At 63.8% G+C, this 19,100-nt stretch carries 21 protein-coding genes; 7 read left to right on the forward strand and 14 right to left on the reverse strand.

What is annotated here, in order from left to right:
* Nucleotides 1-40: 40 nt before the first annotated feature.
* Entirely contained in the window at nucleotides 41-502 is a 462-nt protein-coding gene (gene queF, locus HGP13_RS24775; RefSeq protein WP_027042220.1) for a preQ(1) synthase, read from the forward strand.
* Between the two features lie 8 nt (nucleotides 503-510).
* On the opposite strand, the gene HGP13_RS24780 is transcribed toward queF, so the two are convergent.
* The 4 genes from HGP13_RS24780 to HGP13_RS24795 all read right to left on the reverse strand — a co-directional run bounded on the left by HGP13_RS24780 (nucleotide 511) and on the right by HGP13_RS24795 (nucleotide 4,943).
* Nucleotides 511-1,110, reverse strand: a complete 600-nt coding sequence (locus HGP13_RS24780) for a hypothetical protein (protein WP_172229926.1) — start codon at nucleotides 1,108-1,110, stop codon at nucleotides 511-513.
* A 4-nt stretch (nucleotides 1,111-1,114) separates the two neighbouring features.
* On the reverse strand, nucleotides 1,115-1,588 hold the full coding sequence (locus tag HGP13_RS24785; RefSeq protein ID WP_172229929.1) for a DUF3828 domain-containing protein: 474 nt from the start codon (nucleotides 1,586-1,588) through the stop codon (nucleotides 1,115-1,117).
* A 97-nt stretch (nucleotides 1,589-1,685) separates the two neighbouring features.
* A complete protein-coding gene (locus HGP13_RS24790) occupies nucleotides 1,686-3,335 on the reverse strand; it encodes an ABC transporter substrate-binding protein (RefSeq protein ID WP_172229932.1) in 1,650 nt (549 codons plus the stop codon).
* Between the two features lie 57 nt (nucleotides 3,336-3,392).
* A complete protein-coding gene (locus HGP13_RS24795; protein ID WP_172229935.1) occupies nucleotides 3,393-4,943 on the reverse strand; it encodes a trimethylamine methyltransferase family protein in 1,551 nt (516 codons plus the stop codon).
* Nucleotides 4,944-5,034: 91 nt separating this feature from the next.
* Between HGP13_RS24795 and HGP13_RS24800 the strand changes: the two genes are divergently transcribed.
* A complete protein-coding gene (locus HGP13_RS24800; protein ID WP_172229938.1) occupies nucleotides 5,035-5,937 on the forward strand; it encodes a LysR substrate-binding domain-containing protein in 903 nt (300 codons plus the stop codon).
* A gap of 54 nt (nucleotides 5,938-5,991) precedes the next feature.
* Here HGP13_RS24800 and HGP13_RS24805 read toward each other — a convergent pair whose 3' ends face one another.
* On the reverse strand, nucleotides 5,992-6,300 hold the full coding sequence (locus HGP13_RS24805) for an antibiotic biosynthesis monooxygenase (RefSeq protein WP_027034676.1): 309 nt from the start codon (nucleotides 6,298-6,300) through the stop codon (nucleotides 5,992-5,994).
* Nucleotides 6,301-6,409: 109 nt separating this feature from the next.
* Between HGP13_RS24805 and HGP13_RS24810 the strand changes: the two genes are divergently transcribed.
* Genes HGP13_RS24810 through HGP13_RS24820 form a run of 3 tightly spaced genes read left to right on the forward strand, consistent with a single transcriptional unit; the run spans nucleotide 6,410 to nucleotide 9,636 of the window.
* Nucleotides 6,410-7,372, forward strand: a complete 963-nt coding sequence (locus HGP13_RS24810; RefSeq protein ID WP_172229941.1) for a helix-turn-helix domain-containing protein — start codon at nucleotides 6,410-6,412, stop codon at nucleotides 7,370-7,372.
* 55 nt (nucleotides 7,373-7,427) lie between these two features.
* Nucleotides 7,428-9,317: a DNA mismatch repair endonuclease MutL gene (mutL, locus tag HGP13_RS24815; RefSeq protein ID WP_172229944.1), complete on the forward strand. Its 1,890-nt coding sequence runs from the start codon at nucleotides 7,428-7,430 to the stop codon at nucleotides 9,315-9,317.
* Nucleotides 9,318-9,321: 4 nt separating this feature from the next.
* Entirely contained in the window at nucleotides 9,322-9,636 is a 315-nt protein-coding gene (locus HGP13_RS24820; RefSeq protein WP_172229947.1) for a DUF1905 domain-containing protein, read from the forward strand.
* A gap of 39 nt (nucleotides 9,637-9,675) precedes the next feature.
* Here the strand turns inward: HGP13_RS24820 and HGP13_RS24825 are convergent, their stop codons facing one another.
* Nucleotides 9,676-10,518 (reverse strand): hypothetical protein, encoded by an 843-nt coding sequence (locus tag HGP13_RS24825; RefSeq protein ID WP_172229950.1) that lies wholly within the window; start codon nucleotides 10,516-10,518, stop codon nucleotides 9,676-9,678.
* A gap of 61 nt (nucleotides 10,519-10,579) precedes the next feature.
* The gene (locus HGP13_RS24830; RefSeq protein WP_172229953.1) at nucleotides 10,580-11,473 is read right to left on the reverse strand and encodes a DMT family transporter; all 894 of its coding nucleotides are present in this window, start codon (nucleotides 11,471-11,473) and stop codon (nucleotides 10,580-10,582) included.
* A gap of 91 nt (nucleotides 11,474-11,564) precedes the next feature.
* On the opposite strand from HGP13_RS24830, the gene HGP13_RS24835 reads away from it, so the two are divergent.
* On the forward strand, nucleotides 11,565-12,491 hold the full coding sequence (locus tag HGP13_RS24835; protein WP_246707113.1) for a LysR family transcriptional regulator: 927 nt from the start codon (nucleotides 11,565-11,567) through the stop codon (nucleotides 12,489-12,491).
* A 34-nt stretch (nucleotides 12,492-12,525) separates the two neighbouring features.
* On the opposite strand, the gene HGP13_RS24840 is transcribed toward HGP13_RS24835, so the two are convergent.
* Nucleotides 12,526-13,116 carry a hypothetical protein gene (locus tag HGP13_RS24840; protein WP_246707114.1) on the reverse strand — a complete coding sequence of 197 codons (591 nt, stop codon included), beginning with the start codon at nucleotides 13,114-13,116 and terminating at the stop codon, nucleotides 12,526-12,528.
* A 123-nt stretch (nucleotides 13,117-13,239) separates the two neighbouring features.
* On the opposite strand from HGP13_RS24840, the gene HGP13_RS24845 reads away from it, so the two are divergent.
* Nucleotides 13,240-13,473, forward strand: coding sequence for a DUF2093 domain-containing protein (locus tag HGP13_RS24845; RefSeq protein WP_095770527.1), 234 nt, complete (start codon nucleotides 13,240-13,242; stop codon nucleotides 13,471-13,473).
* Here the strand turns inward: HGP13_RS24845 and lpxK are convergent.
* The 6 genes from lpxK to HGP13_RS24875 all read right to left on the reverse strand — a co-directional run bounded on the left by lpxK (nucleotide 13,470) and on the right by HGP13_RS24875 (nucleotide 19,068).
* Nucleotides 13,470-14,495: a tetraacyldisaccharide 4'-kinase gene (lpxK, locus tag HGP13_RS24850; RefSeq protein WP_172229956.1), complete on the reverse strand. Its 1,026-nt coding sequence runs from the start codon at nucleotides 14,493-14,495 to the stop codon at nucleotides 13,470-13,472. The two genes, HGP13_RS24845 and lpxK, sit on opposite strands and share 4 nt — an antisense overlap.
* A gap of 1 nt (nucleotide 14,496) precedes the next feature.
* Nucleotides 14,497-15,813, reverse strand: a complete 1,317-nt coding sequence (gene waaA / locus HGP13_RS24855; RefSeq protein WP_172229959.1) for a lipid IV(A) 3-deoxy-D-manno-octulosonic acid transferase — start codon at nucleotides 15,811-15,813, stop codon at nucleotides 14,497-14,499.
* Nucleotides 15,810-16,601 carry a lysophospholipid acyltransferase family protein gene (locus HGP13_RS24860; protein WP_172229962.1) on the reverse strand — a complete coding sequence of 264 codons (792 nt, stop codon included), beginning with the start codon at nucleotides 16,599-16,601 and terminating at the stop codon, nucleotides 15,810-15,812. The genes waaA and HGP13_RS24860 overlap by 4 nt, the downstream gene beginning before the upstream one ends.
* Nucleotides 16,602-16,606: 5 nt before the next feature.
* Nucleotides 16,607-16,852 carry a DUF4170 domain-containing protein gene (locus HGP13_RS24865; protein ID WP_172229965.1) on the reverse strand — a complete coding sequence of 82 codons (246 nt, stop codon included), beginning with the start codon at nucleotides 16,850-16,852 and terminating at the stop codon, nucleotides 16,607-16,609.
* Nucleotides 16,853-16,928: 76 nt separating this feature from the next.
* Nucleotides 16,929-17,738 (reverse strand): 3'(2'),5'-bisphosphate nucleotidase CysQ, encoded by an 810-nt coding sequence (locus tag HGP13_RS24870; protein ID WP_172229968.1) that lies wholly within the window; start codon nucleotides 17,736-17,738, stop codon nucleotides 16,929-16,931.
* The gene (locus HGP13_RS24875) at nucleotides 17,725-19,068 is read right to left on the reverse strand and encodes a TldD/PmbA family protein (protein WP_172229971.1); all 1,344 of its coding nucleotides are present in this window, start codon (nucleotides 19,066-19,068) and stop codon (nucleotides 17,725-17,727) included. Before HGP13_RS24875 ends, HGP13_RS24870 begins: the two co-directional genes overlap by 14 nt.
* Nucleotides 19,069-19,100: the final 32 nt, after the last annotated feature.

A 19,100-nucleotide genomic window follows, 5' to 3' on the forward strand; every position in this document is an offset into this window, starting at 1 on the left:
CGGTGCTAAGGAGCGGCGAAAATTGAAAGAGATCCCGCTCATGATCGATACCAAAACCCTTACCCAGCTCGGCGCCCACGTCGAGACGCCACGGAGCCCCGAAGCAGCGGTCCTGGAGACCGTGCCTTTTTCGCGCGGCGACGGTCCGCCGGCGATCGTGCGCTTCACCTGCCCGGAATTCACCTCGCTGTGCCCGGTGACCGGGCAGCCGGATTTCGCCCATATCGTCATCGACTACGCACCCGATGCGGCTTTGGTGGAATCGAAGTCGCTGAAGCTGTTCATGACCTCGTTTCGCAACCATGGCGCCTTCCATGAAGATTGTACCGTCATGATCGGCCGCCGCATCGTGGCAGCAACCAAGCCGCTGTGGTTGCGCATAGGCGGCTATTGGTATCCGCGCGGCGGCATTCCGATCGATGTGTTCTGGCAGACCGGCGCGCCGCCGGAAGGCGCATGGCTGCCCGACACCGGTGTGGCGCCCTATCGCGGGCGTGGCTAGTTCGGCCCTCATTCGCACTGATACTGGCTGAGCGCCCACTCGCCGGTCACCGACAGCAGGTCCGTGATCTTCCAGTCGCCGCCGACCTTCTTGAGCTTCCATTCAAGACGGTGCGGGTTGCCGGCGACGACGAAGGCGACGACGACCTTGGCCTGGTCGGCGTTGATCGCCTCGAGCGTCTTCAGGCTCTTGTCGATCTCGTCCTTGTCGTAGTCAGCATTGTCGAGCGCCATGTTGGGGTCAAGGCACTCGCCCTGCCCGGATTTGCGCAACGCATCGCTCTTGTCGAGCACCGTTTTCGCGGGGTCGATGAAATGGCTGCGCTCGGACGGATCGACCTCCAGGTTGACCTGATCGTAAAACGGCCGCACCACAGCCGTCGGCGAACCCGGCTGGATGGGCGCGGCGGACACGTTGTCAGTCGGCGGCGATGCGACCGGCGGCGTTGCCGGTTCCACCGCGCCACCGGGCGGATTTGCAGATGGCGCGCCGCTGTCGGCAGGGGCATTTGCCGGCGGTGCGCCGAACAGCCCTTGGGCAGCGGCGCCGCTCAGGCCCACAGCCAGCAGGCACATCGTCGACAGCGCCAAGACCGCGCGACAGGGCATCGCTTCACTCCTGGCCGGCCACGCATTCCAGCGCGCTAAGCTTCCAGTTGCTGGTTTTGGAAGCGATGTCCGATATCTTCCACTTGCCGTCGATCTTCGTGATCGACCACACCATTTCCCGTTTGGAGTCATCGCCCTCCGGAAAAAGGCTGAAGTTCGCCACCACCTGCGCCGCGTCGCCATCCACCGCCTCGGACAGTTTCAGGGTCTTGGTGACCGTTTTCTGGTCGAAATCCTGCGCATCGAGACCAGGGTCGAAGTCGATACAGGCGACCTGGTCGGGATTCTTCTTGGTCGCCTGATCGTTGAGATCGAACAGTTTCGTCACCGGCTCGGTGAAGCGATCCCGGTATTGTGCGTCGGCCTCGAACTTGACCGCCGGAACATAGAAGAACTTTACGGCGTCGGACGCAGGTCCGGCGAAGGCGGCGGCGGGCAAGGCTGCCGCAACGGCGGCAAGGAGCACTGTCAGTCTCATGCAGAATCTCCGGCTTTTTATGGCTTGAAGCAATCAACACCACGCATCCTGCATACCGGCTTTTTTGCGGCTCATGAAGCCCCTGCCCGGCCTCCTTTCAGCCGTCCAGCCAGACGTTCTGAAGGTCCATTTCAAAGGTCTGGTGGACCCCGTAGTTCTTCACCTTCTTGTTGGTGTGGCTGTAAAGCTTCTGCCAGAATGGCTGGATGATGACGCCGGAGTCCTGCAGGATCTGCTCGACGTCCTTCATCACCTCCTTGCGCTTGGCCACGTCGATCAGCGAGAGCGCCTGTTTGAGCTTGGCGTCGAAATCGGGGTTGGAATAGGCCGATTCATTCCACGCCTCGCCGCTGCGATAGCCCAGCGCCAGCACCTGGACGCCGAGCGGGCGCATATACCAGATGGTCATCGAATAGGGATATTTCGTCCAGTCGTTCCAGAAGGTCGATCCCGGCAGCACCGTCCGCTTCACCTTGATGCCGGCATCGCGCAACTGACCGGCGATCGCGTCGCCGGTATTCTTCTGCCAATCGTCCTCGATGGTGATCAGCTCGTGCTCGAAATCGGCCTGACCGGCGTCCGCCATCAGCTTCTTGGCGCCGGCGGCGTCACGCTCCTTCTTCGGCAAGGGATAATATTCCGGATGGATCGGGCTGACATGGTGGTTCTCGCCAACCGTGCCTCGCCCGCTATAGCCTAGCTGCAGTACAGCATTGTTATCGACCGCCATCTGCAGCGCGTTGCGCACCCGCTGGTCGTCATAAGGCTTGTGGGTGATGTTGGTGCGGGCAACCAGCGTGGTGGCGGTCGCCACCTCCGACTTTTGCAGCCCCATCTTGTCGAGGATATCGATGAAGTCGGCGGGTGATTCGAAATTGAGGTCGATCTCGCCGGAATCGAAAGCGTTGACCGTGGCGTTGAAATCGGTGCCGTAGTCGATGAATTCGACGCCGTCGAGCGGCGCCTCGCCGCCCCACCATTTGCCATTCGCGCGGCGCTTCACCACCGCCTTCTGGCCGACATCGTAGGAGACCAGTTCGAACGCTCCCGTGCCGATCGGCTTCTTGATCGGGTCTGCGCCATCGGCGTCGAAGTTGCGGTGCACGACAAGTGCGGGATAGTCGGTGAAGTTCGGGATCAGCGAAATGTCGGGTTCACTGAGCTTCAGCTTGACCGTTGAGTCGTCGACCTTGGTGATCGCGCCGTCCCTGGCCTTGCCGGTCTTGGCGTCGATCAGCGCGCCGACGCGCGCGGCCATGGAGTTGCCAGCAACGCCCTTCTCGCACCAGCGCGTCACGTTGTGCACCACGTCATCGGCGTTGAAGGCATCGCCATTGTTCCAGGTGATGCCCTTGCGCACATGAAGGGTGTATTCGGTAGCGTCGTCGTTGATATCCCAGCTTTCAAGCAGCACCGGCTCGAAGGTGAATTCCCTGGTGTAGCGAACCAGCGGCTCCAGCCAGCTGCGCGAGATATTGGCAAGCTCCACCCAGTCGTAGGTGCGCGGATCTTTCTGCGCCTTCACCGACATTGAGACGCGCAGCGTGCCGCCCTTCTTCGGCTCCTCGGCCAGGGCCTGTTGCGGCGCGGCAAGACCGATCATGCCGTAGGCAAGAGCCGTGGAGGCGCCAAAGGCGCTTGCCAGCGCCAGAAACTCGCGCCGGTCCATGCGGCCGGCGCGTGCTTCCCGCGCCATCGCCTCTATGGCGCTCGGGATACGATCGCCATTGCTTCTGAAAAGTGTCATTTTCTTCCTCCCTTGTGGTTCCCGCTAGGACTTCACCCTTTGCATCAGCTCACGGTGTCAACTCACTGTGTCTGGCAGCTTCTCCTCGCGCCGCGCGATGAAATCCTTCAGACCCTCGGCGATGCCTTCATCAAGCTTCGGCTCCTCATAATCGGCGAGCATGTTGCGGGCTTTCTCGCGACCGCGCGTGTCATGGTCCTTTGCCCCTTCAGCCTTCCACTGTTCGTAGGAGTTGAAGTCCATGATCGAGGGCATGAAGAAGGCGGACTCGAAATGTTCGAGCGTATGCTGAGTGCCGAGGAAATGGCCCTGCGGCCCGACCTCGCGGATCGCTGCCATCGCTTCCTTGAAATCGTCGAACGGCAGCCCGCCGGCGTATTTGTACCAGCCGACAAGCTGCTCGCAGTCCGTCGCGAATTTTGAATAGCCGCAGGTCAGGCCGGCCTCCAGCCATCCGGCGGAGTGCCAGATGTAGTTGGCGCCCGACAGGATGGCGGCATGCATCAGCATGTTCGATTCGTATCCCGCCTGGGCGTCGTTCAACTTCGAGCCGACATGGAAACCCGAGGTGCGCCACGGCAGCCGGTATTTCCGCGCCAATGCGCCCATCAGATACATCATCTGGGCGGCCTCCGGCGTGCCGCCCATCGGCGCGCCGGTCTTCATGTCGACGGTGACCATGAACTGACCGTAGACCTGAGGTGAGCCTGGTCGGATGAGCTGGGTCAGCGCCACGCCGGCAAGCGCCTCGGCGTTGACCTGCGCCACCGCGCCGACGGCAGAAGCCGAGGTCGACGCGCCGCACAACGCGAAAGGCGCCAGGATCAGCGGCTGATTGTGGCTCGCATAGACCCGCATGGCGTCGATCATGGTGGCGTCCCATACCAGCGGCGAATTGCAGTTGGTGATCGCCACCAGCACAGGGTTTTCGCGTACGAACTCCTCGCCGAAGACGATGCCAGCCATCGCCATCGTGTCCTCCGCGCGCTCCTTCGACGTCACTATGCCCATGAACGGCTTGTCGGAATGCTTCAGCGCCGAATGGATGATGTGCAAATGCCGTTTCGGCACCGCTATCTCCATCGGCTCGCAGATGACCGAGCTCGAGGAATGCAGCGCCGGCGCCATGTAGGCCATTTTGTGGAAGTTGTTGAGATCGGCGAGCGTGCCATAGCGCCTGTTGTTGTCGAGGTCGCGCACATAGGGCGCGCCATACATCGGCACGAAGATCGAATTGTTACCGCCGACGCGAACCGTACGCTCGGGATTGCGTGCATTGAGCGTGAACTCCGACGGAACCTTCGAGACGAGCTCCATCAGCAGCGCACGGTCGATGCGGACACGCGTCTCCCTGACATCGGCGCCGGCCGCCTTCCAGAGCTCGATCGCGCCGTCGTCGCGGAATTCGCAGCCTACCTCCTCGAGGATCTTGAGCGATTCCTCGTGGATCAACTCCACCGCCTCGTCCGGGACCATCTGGTAGACTGGGATTTTGCGAACAAGGGTCGGGAACGAGATTATCGGAGCCGCCCGCAGCGCCTTGCGTCCCAAGCGGCCACCGCTGCGGCGTTGCGTCGGTTCGGTCAATTCTGCGGCCGGTGCGTTCATAGAGCCTCCCTAAGTCCGTTCCAGCCAAATTAGCGAGACGAAATAGCCCTGTGACGCTGGAAAATCCTGATCTCTTGTATAAGCTCTGCTTATGCGAAGCCTGCGCCACCTTCTGCCTTCCGCCGGCAGCCTGATCGTCTTCGAGGCAGCCGGCCGGCTGTCGAGCTTCACTGCCGCCGGGCGCGAGCTCGGCATGACGCAGGCGGCGGTCTCCTACGCGGTGCGCGGGCTGGAAGAGCAGCTCGGCGCCAAGCTGTTCCAGCGCCGCCACAGGCAGGTCAGCCTGACCGAAGCCGGAGAGCGCTTCCATGCCGATGTCTCGCTGGGCTTGTCGCACATCCGCAAGTCGGCCGAGGATCTGCGCCTGCAGGCCACCGGCGGCCATGTCACGCTTGCCGCGTCGACCGCTTTCGGCTCTTTCTGGATGATGCCGCGCCTGCAGCAGTTCCGTGACGAACTGCCTGGCATCGACCTGCGCATCCAGACCGCCGACCGCGACCTCGACATCATCGCCGAAGGCATCCCGCTGGCGGTACGCGGCGGCGAGCCTCGGCAATGGCCTGATTACCATTCGCTGCCGCTTGCCGATGAGGAGATCTTCCCCGTCGCCGGCACCAGCTATCTCACCAAATTCGGCATGCCTAGAACCGTCGGGGAACTGGCCACGCACCGTCTCATCCATCTCGAGGAGCCGTACCGCGAGGCAGCCAGCTGGGACGAATGGTTCCGGTCAGCCGGCGGCAGCCTCGACGACACCGCGCGCGGCCTGCGCATCAATGATTATGGCCTGGTGATCCAGGGGGTGATGGAGGGGCAAGGCATCGCCCTTGGCTGGCGACACCTTGCCGAGCGGCTGCTGGCGACGGGACTTCTGGTGCAGGTTACGGATCACGTGCTCAAAACCGGCAAGGCCTTCTATATCGTCTGGCCGAAGAACCGCGAACTCAGCGACAATGCCCGCAAGGTCAGGGATTGGCTGGCGGCGCAGGCGTAGCTCCGCCAGCGCAATCCGGCGCGTGACCGGATTGCGTTCGCATGCTGAAAGAAATCAAACCGAACCGTCATTCTTGAGGCCGAGCACGTCGATCTTGTCGATGGTCGGGGGGCCAACAAACAGCGTTTCTGCATTGGCCATCAGTGCCTTGGCTATCTCGCCGGTGAGATGCGCCTGCCGCCCTGCCTCATCGTGAAAGGCATCGAACACGCCGAAGACGCTTGGCGAAAGCCGCAAGGCGAACCAGATCGGTGTTCCGGCCTCCTGATTGGCCAGTTGCAGCCCGGTTGCGAGGAACGCGGCGACGTCCTTCTCCTTGCCGGGTTTGGCTTCGAAGCGCGCGAACAATGCGAGTTTGATCATTTTGCCTTCTCCTCGTGGTTTGTACGGCCAAGGGCCGTCGGAGGCATAATCGCAGCATCGATGCGGAAACCGCATTGGCAAAAATGACATCTTTGATATCATTATTGCCATGAACATTTCCATCCTTGCGCTTGACGGCGTCTTCGACACCGGACTGGCCACCATGCTCGACGTTTTCGGCACGGCCAACGAACTGGCTGGGATGCTGGCATCGCCGCCCGGCCATTTCGCCACGACCGTTGTCGGGGTGAGCGACGCGGTCCACACGGGGCAAGGCCTTCAGGTGCCGGTCATCTCTATGGGCACCGAGCCGACCCCCGATTGGCTGGTGATCCCGGCGATCGGCCAGAAGATGCCAGGCCCGCTTGGCGACGCGCTGAAGCGAAGCGACGTCGCCGAGGCGACCAAGGCGTTGCGCGCTACCGCCGAAGCCGGCACGCGCATCGGCGCTGCCTGCATCGGCACTTTCATCCTCGCGGAGACCGGCCTGCTCGACCGCCGGCCTTCAACCACGACCTGGTGGCTGGCGCCGATGTTCCGGCAACGTTACCCGCAAGTGCGGCTCGACGCCTCGCGCATGCTGATCAATGATGGCCAGTTCGCAACCGCCGGTGCGGCGCTCGGCCATATCGACCTCGCTTTGATGGTGATCCGTCAGACCAGTCCCGAGCTCGCCGCGCTGACTGCGAAATACCTCATCGTCGACAGCCGGCCGTTGCAATCGGCCTATGCGATCTCCGACCACCTCGCCCATTCGAACCCGCTGGTCGAACGTTTCGAGCGCTGGGCGCGCGGCCATCTTGCCGCCGGTTTCAACCTCGACGAAGCAGCCACGGCACTGGGTGCCAGCAAGCGGACGCTGTCGCGGCGGGTCAACGACGTGCTTGGCAAGACGCCGCTGTCCTATTTCCAGGATCTGCGCGTCGAGCAGGCTGTGCATTTGTTGAAGACCACATCCGATAGCGTCGAGGAGATCGCCGCCAAAGTCGGCTATGGCGACGGGGTGACGTTGCGCAATCTGTTGCGCCGGCGGCTGCGCAAGGGCGTGCGCGAAATCCGCGCTGCAAACTGATCCATTCTGGCAATTCTCCCCTCCCGCGCGACCCGAATCCGCCTATAGTGCGCCCATGCCAATCCGCCAGCTTTCCGAAACGATGATCAACCAGATCGCCGCCGGCGAAGTCATCGAGCGTCCGGCAAGCGTGGTCAAGGAACTGGTCGAGAACGCGCTCGATGCCGGCGCATCGCGCGTCGAAATCGTCACATCGGGCGGCGGGCTGAACCTGATCCGCGTTACCGATGACGGTTCGGGCATTCCCGAGCCGGAACTGGCGCTGGCGATCGCCCGCCACTGCACCTCCAAGCTCGTCGAGGATATCAACGACATCCGCTCGCTCGGCTTTCGCGGCGAGGCGCTGCCGTCGATCGGCTCGGTGTCGCGGCTGTCGATCCGCTCACGCACGGCGAGTGGCGACAGCGCCGCCGAGATCGGCATCGAGGGCGGCCGCATCTTGCCCGTCCGGCCGGCGGCCGCCAACCGCGGCACCACGGTCGAGGTGCGCGACCTGTTCTTCGCCACGCCGGCACGGCTGAAATTCATGAAGGGCGAGCGGGCCGAAAGCTCGGCAACCAGCGACGTCGTCAAGCGCATCGCCATTGCCTTCCCGGCCGTGCGGTTCACATTGGCCGGCACGGATCGCTCGACACTGGAATTGCCGGCGACCGACGACAGTCCGGAAGGCAGCCTGCGTCGCGTCGCCCAGGTGATGGGGGCCGAGTTTCCCGACAATTCGATTGCCATCGACGCGATGCGCGAAGGCGTGCACCTGACCGGCCATGTGTCGATACCGTCCTTCACCCGCGCCAACGCGCTGCAGCAATATGCCTATGTCAACGGCCGGCCGGTGCGCGACAAGCTGATCGCTGGCGCCATTCGCGGCGCCTTCGCCGATGTCCTGCCGCGCGACCGCCACGCGGTGACGGTGCTGTTTCTCTCGCTCGATCCGGCCATCGTCGACGTCAATGTCCACCCGGCCAAGGCCGATGTGCGCTTCCGCGATCCGGGCCTGGTGCGCGGGCTGATCGTCGGCGCCATCCGGCAGGCATTGGCCGATGCCGGCATCCGTTCAGCCACCACGGGCGCCGCGGGCATGATGGCAGCGTTCCGGCCAGGTGCGGCATCCTACGGTCACGGCGGCCCGGCCAATGGCCATCGCAGCTACGACGCGGCCTATCGCGCGTCCGGCTCCGCCGGTTTCGACCCCTCGCGCTCGCCGCAGCGGCCGCACGACATGCAATTCGAAGGCGCGGACTTTGTACGCGCCGGCGGCAGGAATGGCGGCTTTGGTGAGCCCGACCAGGCGGCGTTCGATGCCAGCTCGCTGGCCAGCGCCGATGCGCGCGCCAGTCAGGATATGCCGGCGGAGACGCTGCTTGGCGCGGTGCTGGGTGCGGCGCGCGCCCAGGTACACGAGAACTATATCGTCGCCCAGACCAGGGATTCGCTCGTCATCGTCGACCAGCACGCTGCGCATGAGCGGCTAGTCTATGAGGCGCTGAAGAACGCCCTACATTCGCGCCCCGTGCCTTCGCAGATGCTGCTTCTGCCTGAAATCATCGATCTGCCGGAAGAGGACGCCGAGCGGCTCGCAATGCATTCCGAAACGCTCGCCCGCTTCGGCCTTGGCATCGAGCGTTTCGGCCCGGGCGCCGTCGCGGTGCGCGAGACGCCGTCGATGCTGGGCGAGACCAATGTCCAGCAATTGGTGCGAGACCTCGCCGACGAGATCGCCGACAATGACACGGTCGAAACGCTGAAAGAGCGGCTGGACAAGATCGCTGCCACCATGGCCTGCCACGGTTCGGTGCGCTCCGGGCGCCTGCTCAAGGCCGAGGAGATGAACGCGCTGCTGCGCCAGATGGAAGCGACGCCAGGGTCCGGCACCTGCAACCATGGCCGCCCGACCTATATCGAATTGAAGCTCGCCGATATCGAGCGGCTGTTCGGGCGGCGGTAAGCCTGTGGGCGGTCAGTCAACTATCCAGTTCCGGTTCGAAGCCGAGGTGATCCACTGGAGAGGCCCTTCGCCATACTTCTTCATGCCAATCCCCGAGTCCCGTGGCGAAGAGATCAAAAAGGTCGCGAAGTTAGCGACCTACGGCTGGGGGGTGATACCGGTCGAGGCGACCATTGACGGCTTCATGTTCGGCACATCGCTGTTTCCCAAGCAGGGAAGTTATCTTTTGCCCTTGAAGGATGCCGTCCGGCGCAAATGCAATCTGACGGCAGGCGATTCGATTTCCGCTTCCATCACAATCCACCTTCGTGGACGATAACGACGCGCGCCGTGGGCGATCATGTTGACAGGCGACGCCTCACTTCCTCAGGCGATACTTTTTGGTCTTGCGGTCAAAGACATAGTCCTCCTCATATCCAGCGCGGCCATCGTAGAAATTCACGGATATGATGTCCTTGCCTCGCTCAACACTCTTCTGCACATTCTCGTAGATGGCTGTCATCAGCATGCCCGCATTGCAGAGGTCGCCGCCGAATTTGATGGTCTGCACGGCCTTCTTCCGTTTCTTGTTGATGACCTGCATTTTCGTCATGCAGATTCCGGCGTCGCTTTTGGTGTAGATCCCGGCAAACCGGTCGGTGGCCGTCTGCGCCCAAAAGGGAATCTCGACGTTTCCCTCGATCCTCCCCTCCCCGGTGTCGTCGAAGCCTGCAACCTTCCTGAGATTGACCGGAAATTTGTCAGTTCCCTTGCTCCAGCTTCCCGTCAGATTGCCGTCGCCGAGTTCGACGGAAAACGGGCATCCAGTGGTGTCGAGGCCCGTTTTTTTGCCCATGACGATGACGCGCTGAAACTCCTTGTCATTGGCAATCTCGCAAAGCGCGAGGCTGGTGCCGCTGACTTTGCCGTAGAGCGGGATCGGGGTTTGCTTGTCGTCAAGGAAGTAGCTGCCCTCGAGCGTGAGGCCGCTGCCGAACGTATACGTTTGCAAGGAGAGATGGACGGGGTTGGGACCGATCGAACCTTCGTAGTTTTCCACGTGATACCAACCCGCCGTGGCTTTGCCGCTTAACAGCAACAAGCAGAAAACGGCTGATACGAATTGCCTGACCATCCCGCTTCCCGGTGAATTCACCTCACCATAGCCAGCCGGTGGGGCCATGTCTGCACCGCAGCGACGGTCGGTTGCCCAGTTGAGCACGCGCCGTGAAACTCCGGCGCGGCTCTCGCTTTGATTCGGGAAAGACGTCCAACCTTCTGTTTTACCGCTTCAAATTCACCACGATGACGCCGCCCAGCGCCAGCGCGCCGCCGAGGATGCCGAGCAGCGTCGGCACTTCGCCCAGCCAGAAGAAGCCGATCAGGGCGGACATCGGCGAAACCAAATAGAGGAAATTCGAGGCGCGCGCTGCCGGCAGGCGCGACAAGGCCGTCGCCCAGGCGGCGTAGGCGATCAGGCTCGGCACGATGCCGAGAAAGATCACGGCGCCGAGGCCGGCGGTGTTGGCGACCGCTGCCTGTGCAAAGCCGCTTGGCAGAAACGGCGACAGGCAAAGTGCGCCAAGGATCATATTCGAGGCCGAGATGGTAAGCGGATGATGACGGACAAAGAGCGGCTTCTGCACGATGGTGTTGACAGCCGAGCACAGCGCGGAGCCTAGAACCAACAGCGCACCGGCATTGAAGTGCAGGCCATTGCCGTCGGCCACGGCGATGATGCCGATGCCGGCGAAGGAAATGGCCGTGCCAAACCAGGCCCAGCTTGAGAAGCGCTCGCCGAGCAATGCCATTGCCATGATGGCGGTGAAGATCGGGCTGACATTGATGATGAAGCCGGCGGCACCGGCCGAGACGGTCAGTTCGCCGAAATTGAGCATGACGGTGTAGAGCGCGACGAAAATTGCCCCGCCAAAGACGAGGCGCCACACCTCCTCGAGCCTGGGCAGCGCCGGGCGCTTGACGGCAAGGAAGATCGCAGCCGGCACCGCGGCGATGCCAAAGCGCAGGGCGCCCAGTTCCAGCGGCCCGAAGGCCGCGAGGCCGGCACGGATCGCCGGAAAGGCGGAGGCCCAGCCGACCACAGTCAGCGCCACGGCGATGGCGGACGTGGTGTCCATGCGCTGTGTCTGATTCAACGTGCCCGTCATCGCGCTCATCTCACTGTCCTCGTGTTCTTCCGTCCTGAAAGCCACAAAACGCCTTTTTCCGCCTGTTGACAAACGACCAAATCGAGGATCACCTGTGACTATGGATCACAGCTCGGACACAATGGTGCCGCTCGAAACGCTGCGCGCCTTCGACGCGGCGGCACGCACAGGCAGCTTTTCGGCGGCCGCCGAAAAACTCAACATCACCCATGGCGCCGTCAGCCGGCAGATCGCCAAGCTCGAGGACTGGCTCGGGCTGAAAGTGTTCGATCGCGGCGCGCGCGGCGTCTCGCTGACGATCGAAGGCAACCGGCTGCATCTGCGCACCGCGGAAGCCTTCGCACTGATATCAAGCCATTCCGACCGCTGGGTCGAGCCGCGCGGCACGGCGGTGGTGCGGCTGACCTCGATCCCCTCGGTCAGCGGGCTGTGGCTGATGCCGCGCATGGCGACACTGGAGAACAATCCCACCAAGCTGCGCATCGTGCTCGATGTCGACATCCGCCAGGCCGACCTTGCCGATGAAGGCATCGACCTGTCGATCCGCTGCGGCCGTGGTGGCATTCCCGGCCGCATTTCGGTGCAACTGTTCGAAGAGCATGTCTTCCCCGTCGCCTCACCGGAACTCGCTCGCGAAATCGGCCGCGGTGACCCGGCCCGGCTGCTTAAATTTCCGCTGATCAACGATTCCGACGCGTCCGGCTGGCGTGCCTGGTTCGCGGCACAAGGCATGGACTACCGCCCACGCCCGCAGGATCGGCGATTCGAGGACTACAATCTGGTGCTGGATGCTGCCGCCTATGGGCTCGGCATCGCGCTGGCGCGTCCACCGTTGACCGGGCATCAGCTGCAGTCGGGCCGCATTGCCGCGGTCGACGAGCGCACCGCGCTCAATCCGGTGTCCTATTGGCTCGACCGGCCGCTGGGACGGCCACGCACGGCCGCCGCCGACCTCGCCCGCCGCATCGCGCATCAGGCCGGATTGGCTCCGGACAAGATCAAAGCGTTCATCGAGGCCGAGCGATAGGTCTGCTGGCCTATCCCGTCAGCCGATTCGGACGTCAACGAAGCAAAAGCAGAACGAACCCGATGATCATGGTTGCCAACAAACCGGTCATGATCGAGACAAAGCCGATCCTCACCAGCAGGCCCTCAGGGTTGGATGCCGCAGCGTGGGATTGATTGGCAGGCCTTTGCCGTCCGGCCGGGGTATTCAGAGCGGGATTGCTGCGCGAGACGGGGGCTGGCGGCGGAATGAACGACAGCAATGAGACCCCCGCAGCCCTGGCCGGTGCGTTGTCATTGGCTGTTGCCGAAGGTGGCATGAAGCTTCGCTGCGTTTCGGGTTCTGGCGCTGCCTTTCTCGTCACGACATCAGCCAGCACCGCCTCATCCCTCGCGTCGAGCTGGGCCTGATAAGCCTCGACGATGCCGGAAGAAGCAATCTGCTGCGATTTGACGGCCATGGGCGCTGCGGGCATCGCCAACAAAGCGGGCGCCGTGCGTTGAGCGAGCAGGGAAGGCGCGGCGGGCTGGACCAGTTCCCTGACCAGCACCGTCCTGACCGGATCGGCTTTCGCCAACGGCACGGGTTGCGGCGTCATTGCCTCCTTGAGCAAGGAGGCCAGGCGGGCGGAAGAAATATCCATCATGCCCCCGATTAAAGCGCTTTTCGCACCTGTCCTAGTGCCTCAGCATTGTCCGAGGCTTGTCACATGCTTGACCCGGCCGCAGATTTGTGGCGATGAAATCTGTATGACACTTGGCACCACCGAATGATGAACCGTTTCGAAGGCCCGGGCGGCAAGGAAGCCCGCATCCGCTATCTCGATGGCGATTTCCAGGTCACGAGCCCCGGCTCGTTCGTGCGCTGCGCCGTGACCGGAGAAAACATCCCCTTGGACGAGCTGAAATACTGGAGCGTTGCCAGGCAGGAGCCCTACGTCAACGCCACCGCATCGCTGCGCCGTGAAATCGAGATGCATCCGGAGCTGCGCAAGCGGAGCTAACTCTTCAGCTTGCGCTGACGCCAGGCATCCAACGTCTCGTGGATGATGCGTTTCGGCACATTGTCGAGTTCGAAAACCGTGTCGATTTCGAGTACCTCAAGTCCGTCGAGAAAATCCTGCGAAGCGCCGTGGCGCAACCGGGCAGCGTCCTTGGCCGTGGTGATGAGCCCGAGATCTTCGGCGCGCGCCGTCGTCGCCAGTTCTGCGAGTTCGTCCTCGGCGTAGAAATGATGGTCCGGAAAAGGCCTGGAGAGAACCACCTCACCGCCAGCCTCGCGCACAGTGTCGAAGAATTTGTCGGGATGGCCGATGCCGGCGAAGGCGAGAAACCGCCTGCCGGCAAGCCCCGCCTTCCTGCTTGGCTCCGTATGAGCCTCGAAGATCGGCCGGCCGGCGCGCGCCGCCTGGCGCACCACGGCGTCGGCCGCAGTGCCCTCGCCCATCTTCAACAACCCGCTGGTGAAGACCAGCTGGTCGACGATTTTGGCCCGGAGCGGGCCGCCCGGAATGACGCGGCCATTGCCGATGCCGTAGCGGGCGTCGACGACGACCAGCGCGTAGTCGATATGGATGCGCGCGCTCTGAAAGCCATCATCCATGATCAGGAAGTCGCAGCCGTGCTTTTCCAGCAGCAGCCGGGCGCCGGCGGCGCGGTTCGGTGTCACCGCGACGGGGGCGTGCTCGGCCAAAAGCAGCGGCTCGTCGCCGACATGCCTGGCGCTGTCGTGGTGGGAATCGACAACATGCGGCTCGGCGAACGAGCCGCCATGGCCGCGCGACAGGAAACCGGGTTTGAGATGCAGGCGCTTGGCCTGTTCGGCAAGCGCGATGGCGACCGGCGTCTTGCCGGTGCCGCCAACGGTTAAATTGCCGATGCACAGGACCGGCGCCTCGATCTTCTCGCGCCGAGCCCGCCGCATGCCGCGTCCGGCAACAAGTGCGTACACGGCCGACAGCGGTGACAGCGCCAGGACTTTCCAGTCCGGCTCTTCCCACCAGAATGGTGGTGCTTCGGAGGCCACGCTAGCGCCCGTTGGCGCCCTTCAGGCGCGACTTGACGACCAGTGGCTGGATGTAGGGTTCGAGCGATTTCAGCGTGCGCGCCAGCGCGCCGCGCATTTCATCGACGGTCGCGATCCCCGCCGCCATCATCTTGTGACGCGCCACTTCGTTGGTCAAAAGGAAGTTGACGGCGCCGGCCAGCATGTCGCGATCGCGCACCAGCTTGGCGCCACCGCTGTCGATCAGGCGCTGATAGGCTTCGCGGAAATTCTGCACATTGCGCCCGGCGAGAACCGCCGTGTCGAGCATGGCCGGCTCGAGCGGATTCTGGCCGCCCTCGGAGGTCAGCGAGCGGCCGACGAAGGCGATTTCGGTCAACCGGAGATAGAGCCCCATCTCGCCGATCGTATCGCCGAGCAGGATATCGGTGTCAGGCCCGATGCGGTCGCCCTTGCTGCGCCGCGCGACCTTCAGCCCCATGCCGGAAATCTGCGCGGCGAGGGCCTCGGCGCGATCGGGGTGGCGCGGAACGACGATCGTCAGCAGGCCGTGGTGACGCTTGTGCAGCGTTGCGTGGACTTCCGCCGCGACCACTTCCTCACCGTCGTGGGTCGAGATCGCGGCCCAGGTCGGTCGGCCGCCGATCTGCCGCTGCAAGGTGGCCAGCGCCCGTTGGTCGACCGGCGGCGGATTGGTATCGACCTTGAGGTTTCCGGACACCGTGACCGGCCGGGCACCGAGCGCGCGAAAGCGCTCACCGTCGATATCGGACTGGGCAACGACATGGGCAAGGTTCTCGAACAGCGCCTCGGCGATGTTGGCGCGCTTCTTCCACGAGGTGAACGAGCGGTCGGACAGCCTGCCATTGACCAAAACCTGCGGCACGTGACGCGCGCCAAGCTCGAGGATGGTCATCGGCCAGATCTCGGATTCGGCGATGATCGCCAGGTCCGGGCGCCAGTGATCAAGGAACCGGCTCACCGCCGGCTTCAGGTCGAGCGGCACATATTGGTGGATGATGCGGTCGCCGAGTCGCTCATCGGCAACCTGGGCCGATGTCACGGTGCCGGTCGTCAGCACGATGTTGACGCCATAGTCGAGAATGCTTTCGACCAACGGCACAACGGCTATGGTCTCGCCGACGCTTGCGGCATGGATCCAGATCACCGGTCCTTCGGGGCGCGGGCGGCCGGCGACGCCATAGCGCTCGCGGCGGCGGTTGCGGTCTTCCTTGCCGCGCGAGGTGCGCCAGGCGACATAGGGTCCGACCAGCGGATAGGCAGCGGCACCGGCAAAACGGTATGCCGACAGCATGGCGCGCGCCCAGCGACCGCTCATCGCCGGCCGTCCACGAGACGGTAGGCCTCGGCCGTCGCGGCATTGAGAGCGATGGTGACTTCCTGGCGCTTGCGCTCCATTTCGGCGTCATCGGCGTCCGCCGCTACAAAGATCGGCGCCCCGATGGTCACGGCGGAGCGGCCGAACGGCAGGTTGATGGTGGTCTTGTCCCAGCTCTTTTCCAGCACCTTGCGGCGGCTGGTGGCGATGGCGACCGGCAGGAGCGGTCGGCCCGAGAGGCGCGCCAGGAGAACGATACCGAGCCCTGCGTCGCGCGGCGTGCCGTGCGGGATATCTGCGATCATGGCAACGTTCTTGCCTGCGGTGAGCGACTTTTTGAGGGCGATGAGGGCCTTGGCCCCGCCTTTGTCGAGATGCCTGGCATTGTCGCGTCCACCGGAACCCCGCACCGCCTCGATGCCGAATTTCTCCAGCATCAAAGCGTTCAGCTCGGCATCGGCGCTGCGCGACACCATGGCGACCAGCGGTTTCCGCTTGGGATAATAGGCCGGCGTCAAAAGATGCTGGCCGTGCCAAAGAGCAATGATACCGGGCTCGAACTCGGCGTAGGCGCCGCCTGAAAAGCGGGCCGATCCAGCGACCAGGGGGCTGGTCAGGCGAACCAGCCGCACGAATTGCGCGAGCAGGCTGGCAATGACGTTCTTGACGAATCGCGACTGCGCGAGCGGTTCGCGTATCTTGCGCCAGAAGGCCTTGGTCGCGCGGCTGCCGCCCCTGCCCGTGGGCGTGGCGTCGCTGGCTGGCCCTTTCGCCAGGTCATGCTCCACCGAATTCAACCGACGACCTTGCTGTCGGGATCCAGCAGACGGTGCAGGTGAACGACGAAATAACGCATATGGGCATTGTCCACGCTGGCTTGCGCCTTGGCTTTCCACGCCGTGTGCGCGGATTGATAGTCCGGATAGACGCCAACAATGTCGAGCGCATCGAGATCGCGGAACTCGGTGCTGCCAAGCTTCTTCAGTTCGCCGCCGAACACCAGATGCAAAAGCTGTTTCTTTCCGTCTTCCGCGGCCATGTCGGTCCTTCACATATTGTGAGTTTGTGACAGGTCTAGACCAAAGCCGCCGACTTTGGAACCTGCGAATATGCTTTCACAGACCGGCGATGACATCGACGAGCACCGTCAACAGCTCACCGCTGCCGGCGGCGAGCGCGCCGTGGCGGGTCACCTCGCCGGCATAGAGCGGCGCGCGGCCATGCGGGTCTAGCAACTGGCCGCCGGCCTCGCGCAGGATGAGATCGGCGGCGGCGATGTCCCAGTCATGTGCGTTCGGCTTGACGAAGGTGGCGTCGAGCGTGGCGTTGGCGATCATTGCCAGGCGGTAGGCCAGCGAGGGGCTGTAGGGCGCCCGTGTCAGCCGTTTCTGCCAGTTGGCCGGCACGAGGTCGATCAGTTGCTTCAGTCCAGAAATCTCGGCCTTGTCGCCAAGCGTGCGCACCGCGATGCGCTTGCCGTTGCGGAACGCACCCTGGCCGGGCAGCGCCCAAAAGGTCTCGTCCATCGCCGGGCATTCGAGCACGCCGGCGAGCGTGCGGCCTTGTTCGACGACGGCGACGCTGACGCACCAGGTGCGCTGTCCCTCGAGAAAGCCGCGTGTGCCGTCTATCGGATCGACGACAAAGGTGCGGCGCGCCGAAAGCCGCGCCGGATCGTCGACCGTTTCTTCCGACAGCCAGCCATAGTCCGGCCGCGCCGCCAGCAGGGTCTGGCGCAGATAGGCGTCGGCCGCATGGTCGGCTTCGCTGACCGGCGAGGTACCGCCCTTCATCCAGACTTGCGGGCTGTTGCCGAAGTAACGCATGGCGATGAGACCCGCCTCGCGGGCGGCGTCGCGCAGCAGCGGCAGATCCCCGATGGCGCCCGAAGGGGCACCGGCAGTGGTCAGTTCATGCTCCGGCAAGGGTCATGCCTTCGATCAGGAGCGTCGGTGCGGCGGTGCCGAAATTGCGGTCGAGGTCGTTGGCCGGCACCATGTTGAGGAACATCGTCTTCAGGTTCGAGGCGATGGTGACTTCTGCGACCGGATAGGCAAGCTCGCCATTCTCGATCCAGAAGCCGGAGGCGCCGCGGCTGTATTCGCCGGTCAACATGTCGACGCCCTGACCGAACACTTCGGTGACGTAGAAGCCGGTCTTGAGCGACTTGATCAGGTCCTCCGGCGAGCGGTCGCCCGGCTCGATGGCGAGATTGGTGGAGGACGGCGAAACGGAGGAGCCGCTGCGCGATCCGCGCCCATTGGTGATCAATCCCAGCTCCCTTGCGGCCGAGGTCGACAGGAACCAATGGTTGAGCACACCCTTTTCGACCATCAGAAGCTTCTCGCCCTCGATGCCCTCGCCGTCGAACGGGCGCGTGGCCTGGCCACGCGGCCTGAGCGGTTCGTCGGTGACCGTGATCGCGGATGCAGCCACCTGCTTGCCCATCATGTCGCGCAGAAACGAGGTCTTGCGCGCGACGGACGCGCCATTGATGGCGCCGGCAATATGGCCGGCGATGCCGCGCGCCACGCGCGGATCGAAGACCACGTCGATCGGCCCGGTCGCCGCCTTGCGCGCGCCGATGCGGCGCACCGCGCGTTCGCCGGCCTTGCGGCCGATATCCTGCGGCGCATCGAGATCGACAAAGTGCCGGCGAGAGGAGAATTCATAGTCCCGCTCCATGCCGGTACCCTCGCCGGCGATGACGCTGGCGGAACGCGAAAAACCCGAACCGACATAATGGCCGAGGAAGCCGTGCGAGGTGGCCAGCACCATCCCGCCCAGCCCGGCACTGGCGCCGCTGCCGGCCGAATTGGTTACGCCCTTGACGGCAAGTGCCGCCGCTTCCGCCGCAAGGGCTGCTTCCTTCAACTGGTCGGCCGACACTCCGGTGCCATCGAACAGGTCGAGATCGCGCGTTTGCCTTGCCAGCAGCGCTGGATCGGCCAGACCCTGATAGGGATCCTCAGGCGAGACTTTCGCCATGGCAACGGCGCGCTCGGCGAGCATCGCCGGGTCGGACGCAGCGGTGGCTGAGACGCTCGCCACCTTCTGGCCGACGAAGACGCGCAGCGAAACGTCCTCGGCCTCCGACGATTCGGTGGCCTCGACCTTGCCGAGCCGAACCGACACGGTGGTGGAACGGCCGCGCACGGCGACTGCGTCGGCCGCATCTGCGCCGGCCTTTTTGGCGGCCTCGACCAGCGCCGCGACGCGGTCGGTCAGTTTTGCAGCGTCTGAAGTGTCGGCCATGCCTGTAATCCTGCTTGTCGCGGCCAGCTTGC

The organism is Mesorhizobium sp. NZP2077 (genome assembly GCF_013170805.1).
Classification (GTDB): Bacteria; Pseudomonadota; Alphaproteobacteria; order Rhizobiales; family Rhizobiaceae; genus Mesorhizobium.

Excerpts from the sequence above, each read along its gene's own strand:
- HGP13_RS24865 (WP_172229965.1), bottom strand. The coding sequence starts at position 16,852 with ATGGCCGCGGAAGACGGAAAGAAACAGCTTTTGCATCTGGTGTTCGGC.
- HGP13_RS24780 (WP_172229926.1), bottom strand. The coding sequence starts at position 1,110 with ATGCCCTGTCGCGCGGTCTTGGCGCTGTCGACGATGTGCCTGCTGGCT.
- mutL (WP_172229944.1), top strand. The coding sequence starts at position 7,428 with ATGCCAATCCGCCAGCTTTCCGAAACGATGATCAACCAGATCGCCGCC.
- HGP13_RS24790 (WP_172229932.1), bottom strand. The coding sequence starts at position 3,335 with ATGACACTTTTCAGAAGCAATGGCGATCGTATCCCGAGCGCCATAGAG.
- HGP13_RS24800 (WP_172229938.1), top strand. The coding sequence starts at position 5,035 with ATGCGAAGCCTGCGCCACCTTCTGCCTTCCGCCGGCAGCCTGATCGTC.
- HGP13_RS24875 (WP_172229971.1), bottom strand. The coding sequence starts at position 19,068 with ATGGCCGACACTTCAGACGCTGCAAAACTGACCGACCGCGTCGCGGCG.
- HGP13_RS24830 (WP_172229953.1), bottom strand. The coding sequence starts at position 11,473 with ATGAGCGCGATGACGGGCACGTTGAATCAGACACAGCGCATGGACACC.
- HGP13_RS24810 (WP_172229941.1), top strand. The coding sequence starts at position 6,410 with ATGAACATTTCCATCCTTGCGCTTGACGGCGTCTTCGACACCGGACTG.
- HGP13_RS24845 (WP_095770527.1), top strand. The coding sequence starts at position 13,240 with ATGATGAACCGTTTCGAAGGCCCGGGCGGCAAGGAAGCCCGCATCCGC.
- HGP13_RS24805 (WP_027034676.1), bottom strand. The coding sequence starts at position 6,300 with ATGATCAAACTCGCATTGTTCGCGCGCTTCGAAGCCAAACCCGGCAAG.
- HGP13_RS24785 (WP_172229929.1), bottom strand. The coding sequence starts at position 1,588 with ATGAGACTGACAGTGCTCCTTGCCGCCGTTGCGGCAGCCTTGCCCGCC.
- HGP13_RS24835 (WP_246707113.1), top strand. The coding sequence starts at position 11,565 with ATGGATCACAGCTCGGACACAATGGTGCCGCTCGAAACGCTGCGCGCC.
- queF (WP_027042220.1), top strand. The coding sequence starts at position 41 with ATGATCGATACCAAAACCCTTACCCAGCTCGGCGCCCACGTCGAGACG.
- HGP13_RS24840 (WP_246707114.1), bottom strand. The coding sequence starts at position 13,116 with ATGATGGATATTTCTTCCGCCCGCCTGGCCTCCTTGCTCAAGGAGGCA.
- waaA (WP_172229959.1), bottom strand. The coding sequence starts at position 15,813 with ATGAGCGGTCGCTGGGCGCGCGCCATGCTGTCGGCATACCGTTTTGCC.
- HGP13_RS24795 (WP_172229935.1), bottom strand. The coding sequence starts at position 4,943 with ATGAACGCACCGGCCGCAGAATTGACCGAACCGACGCAACGCCGCAGC.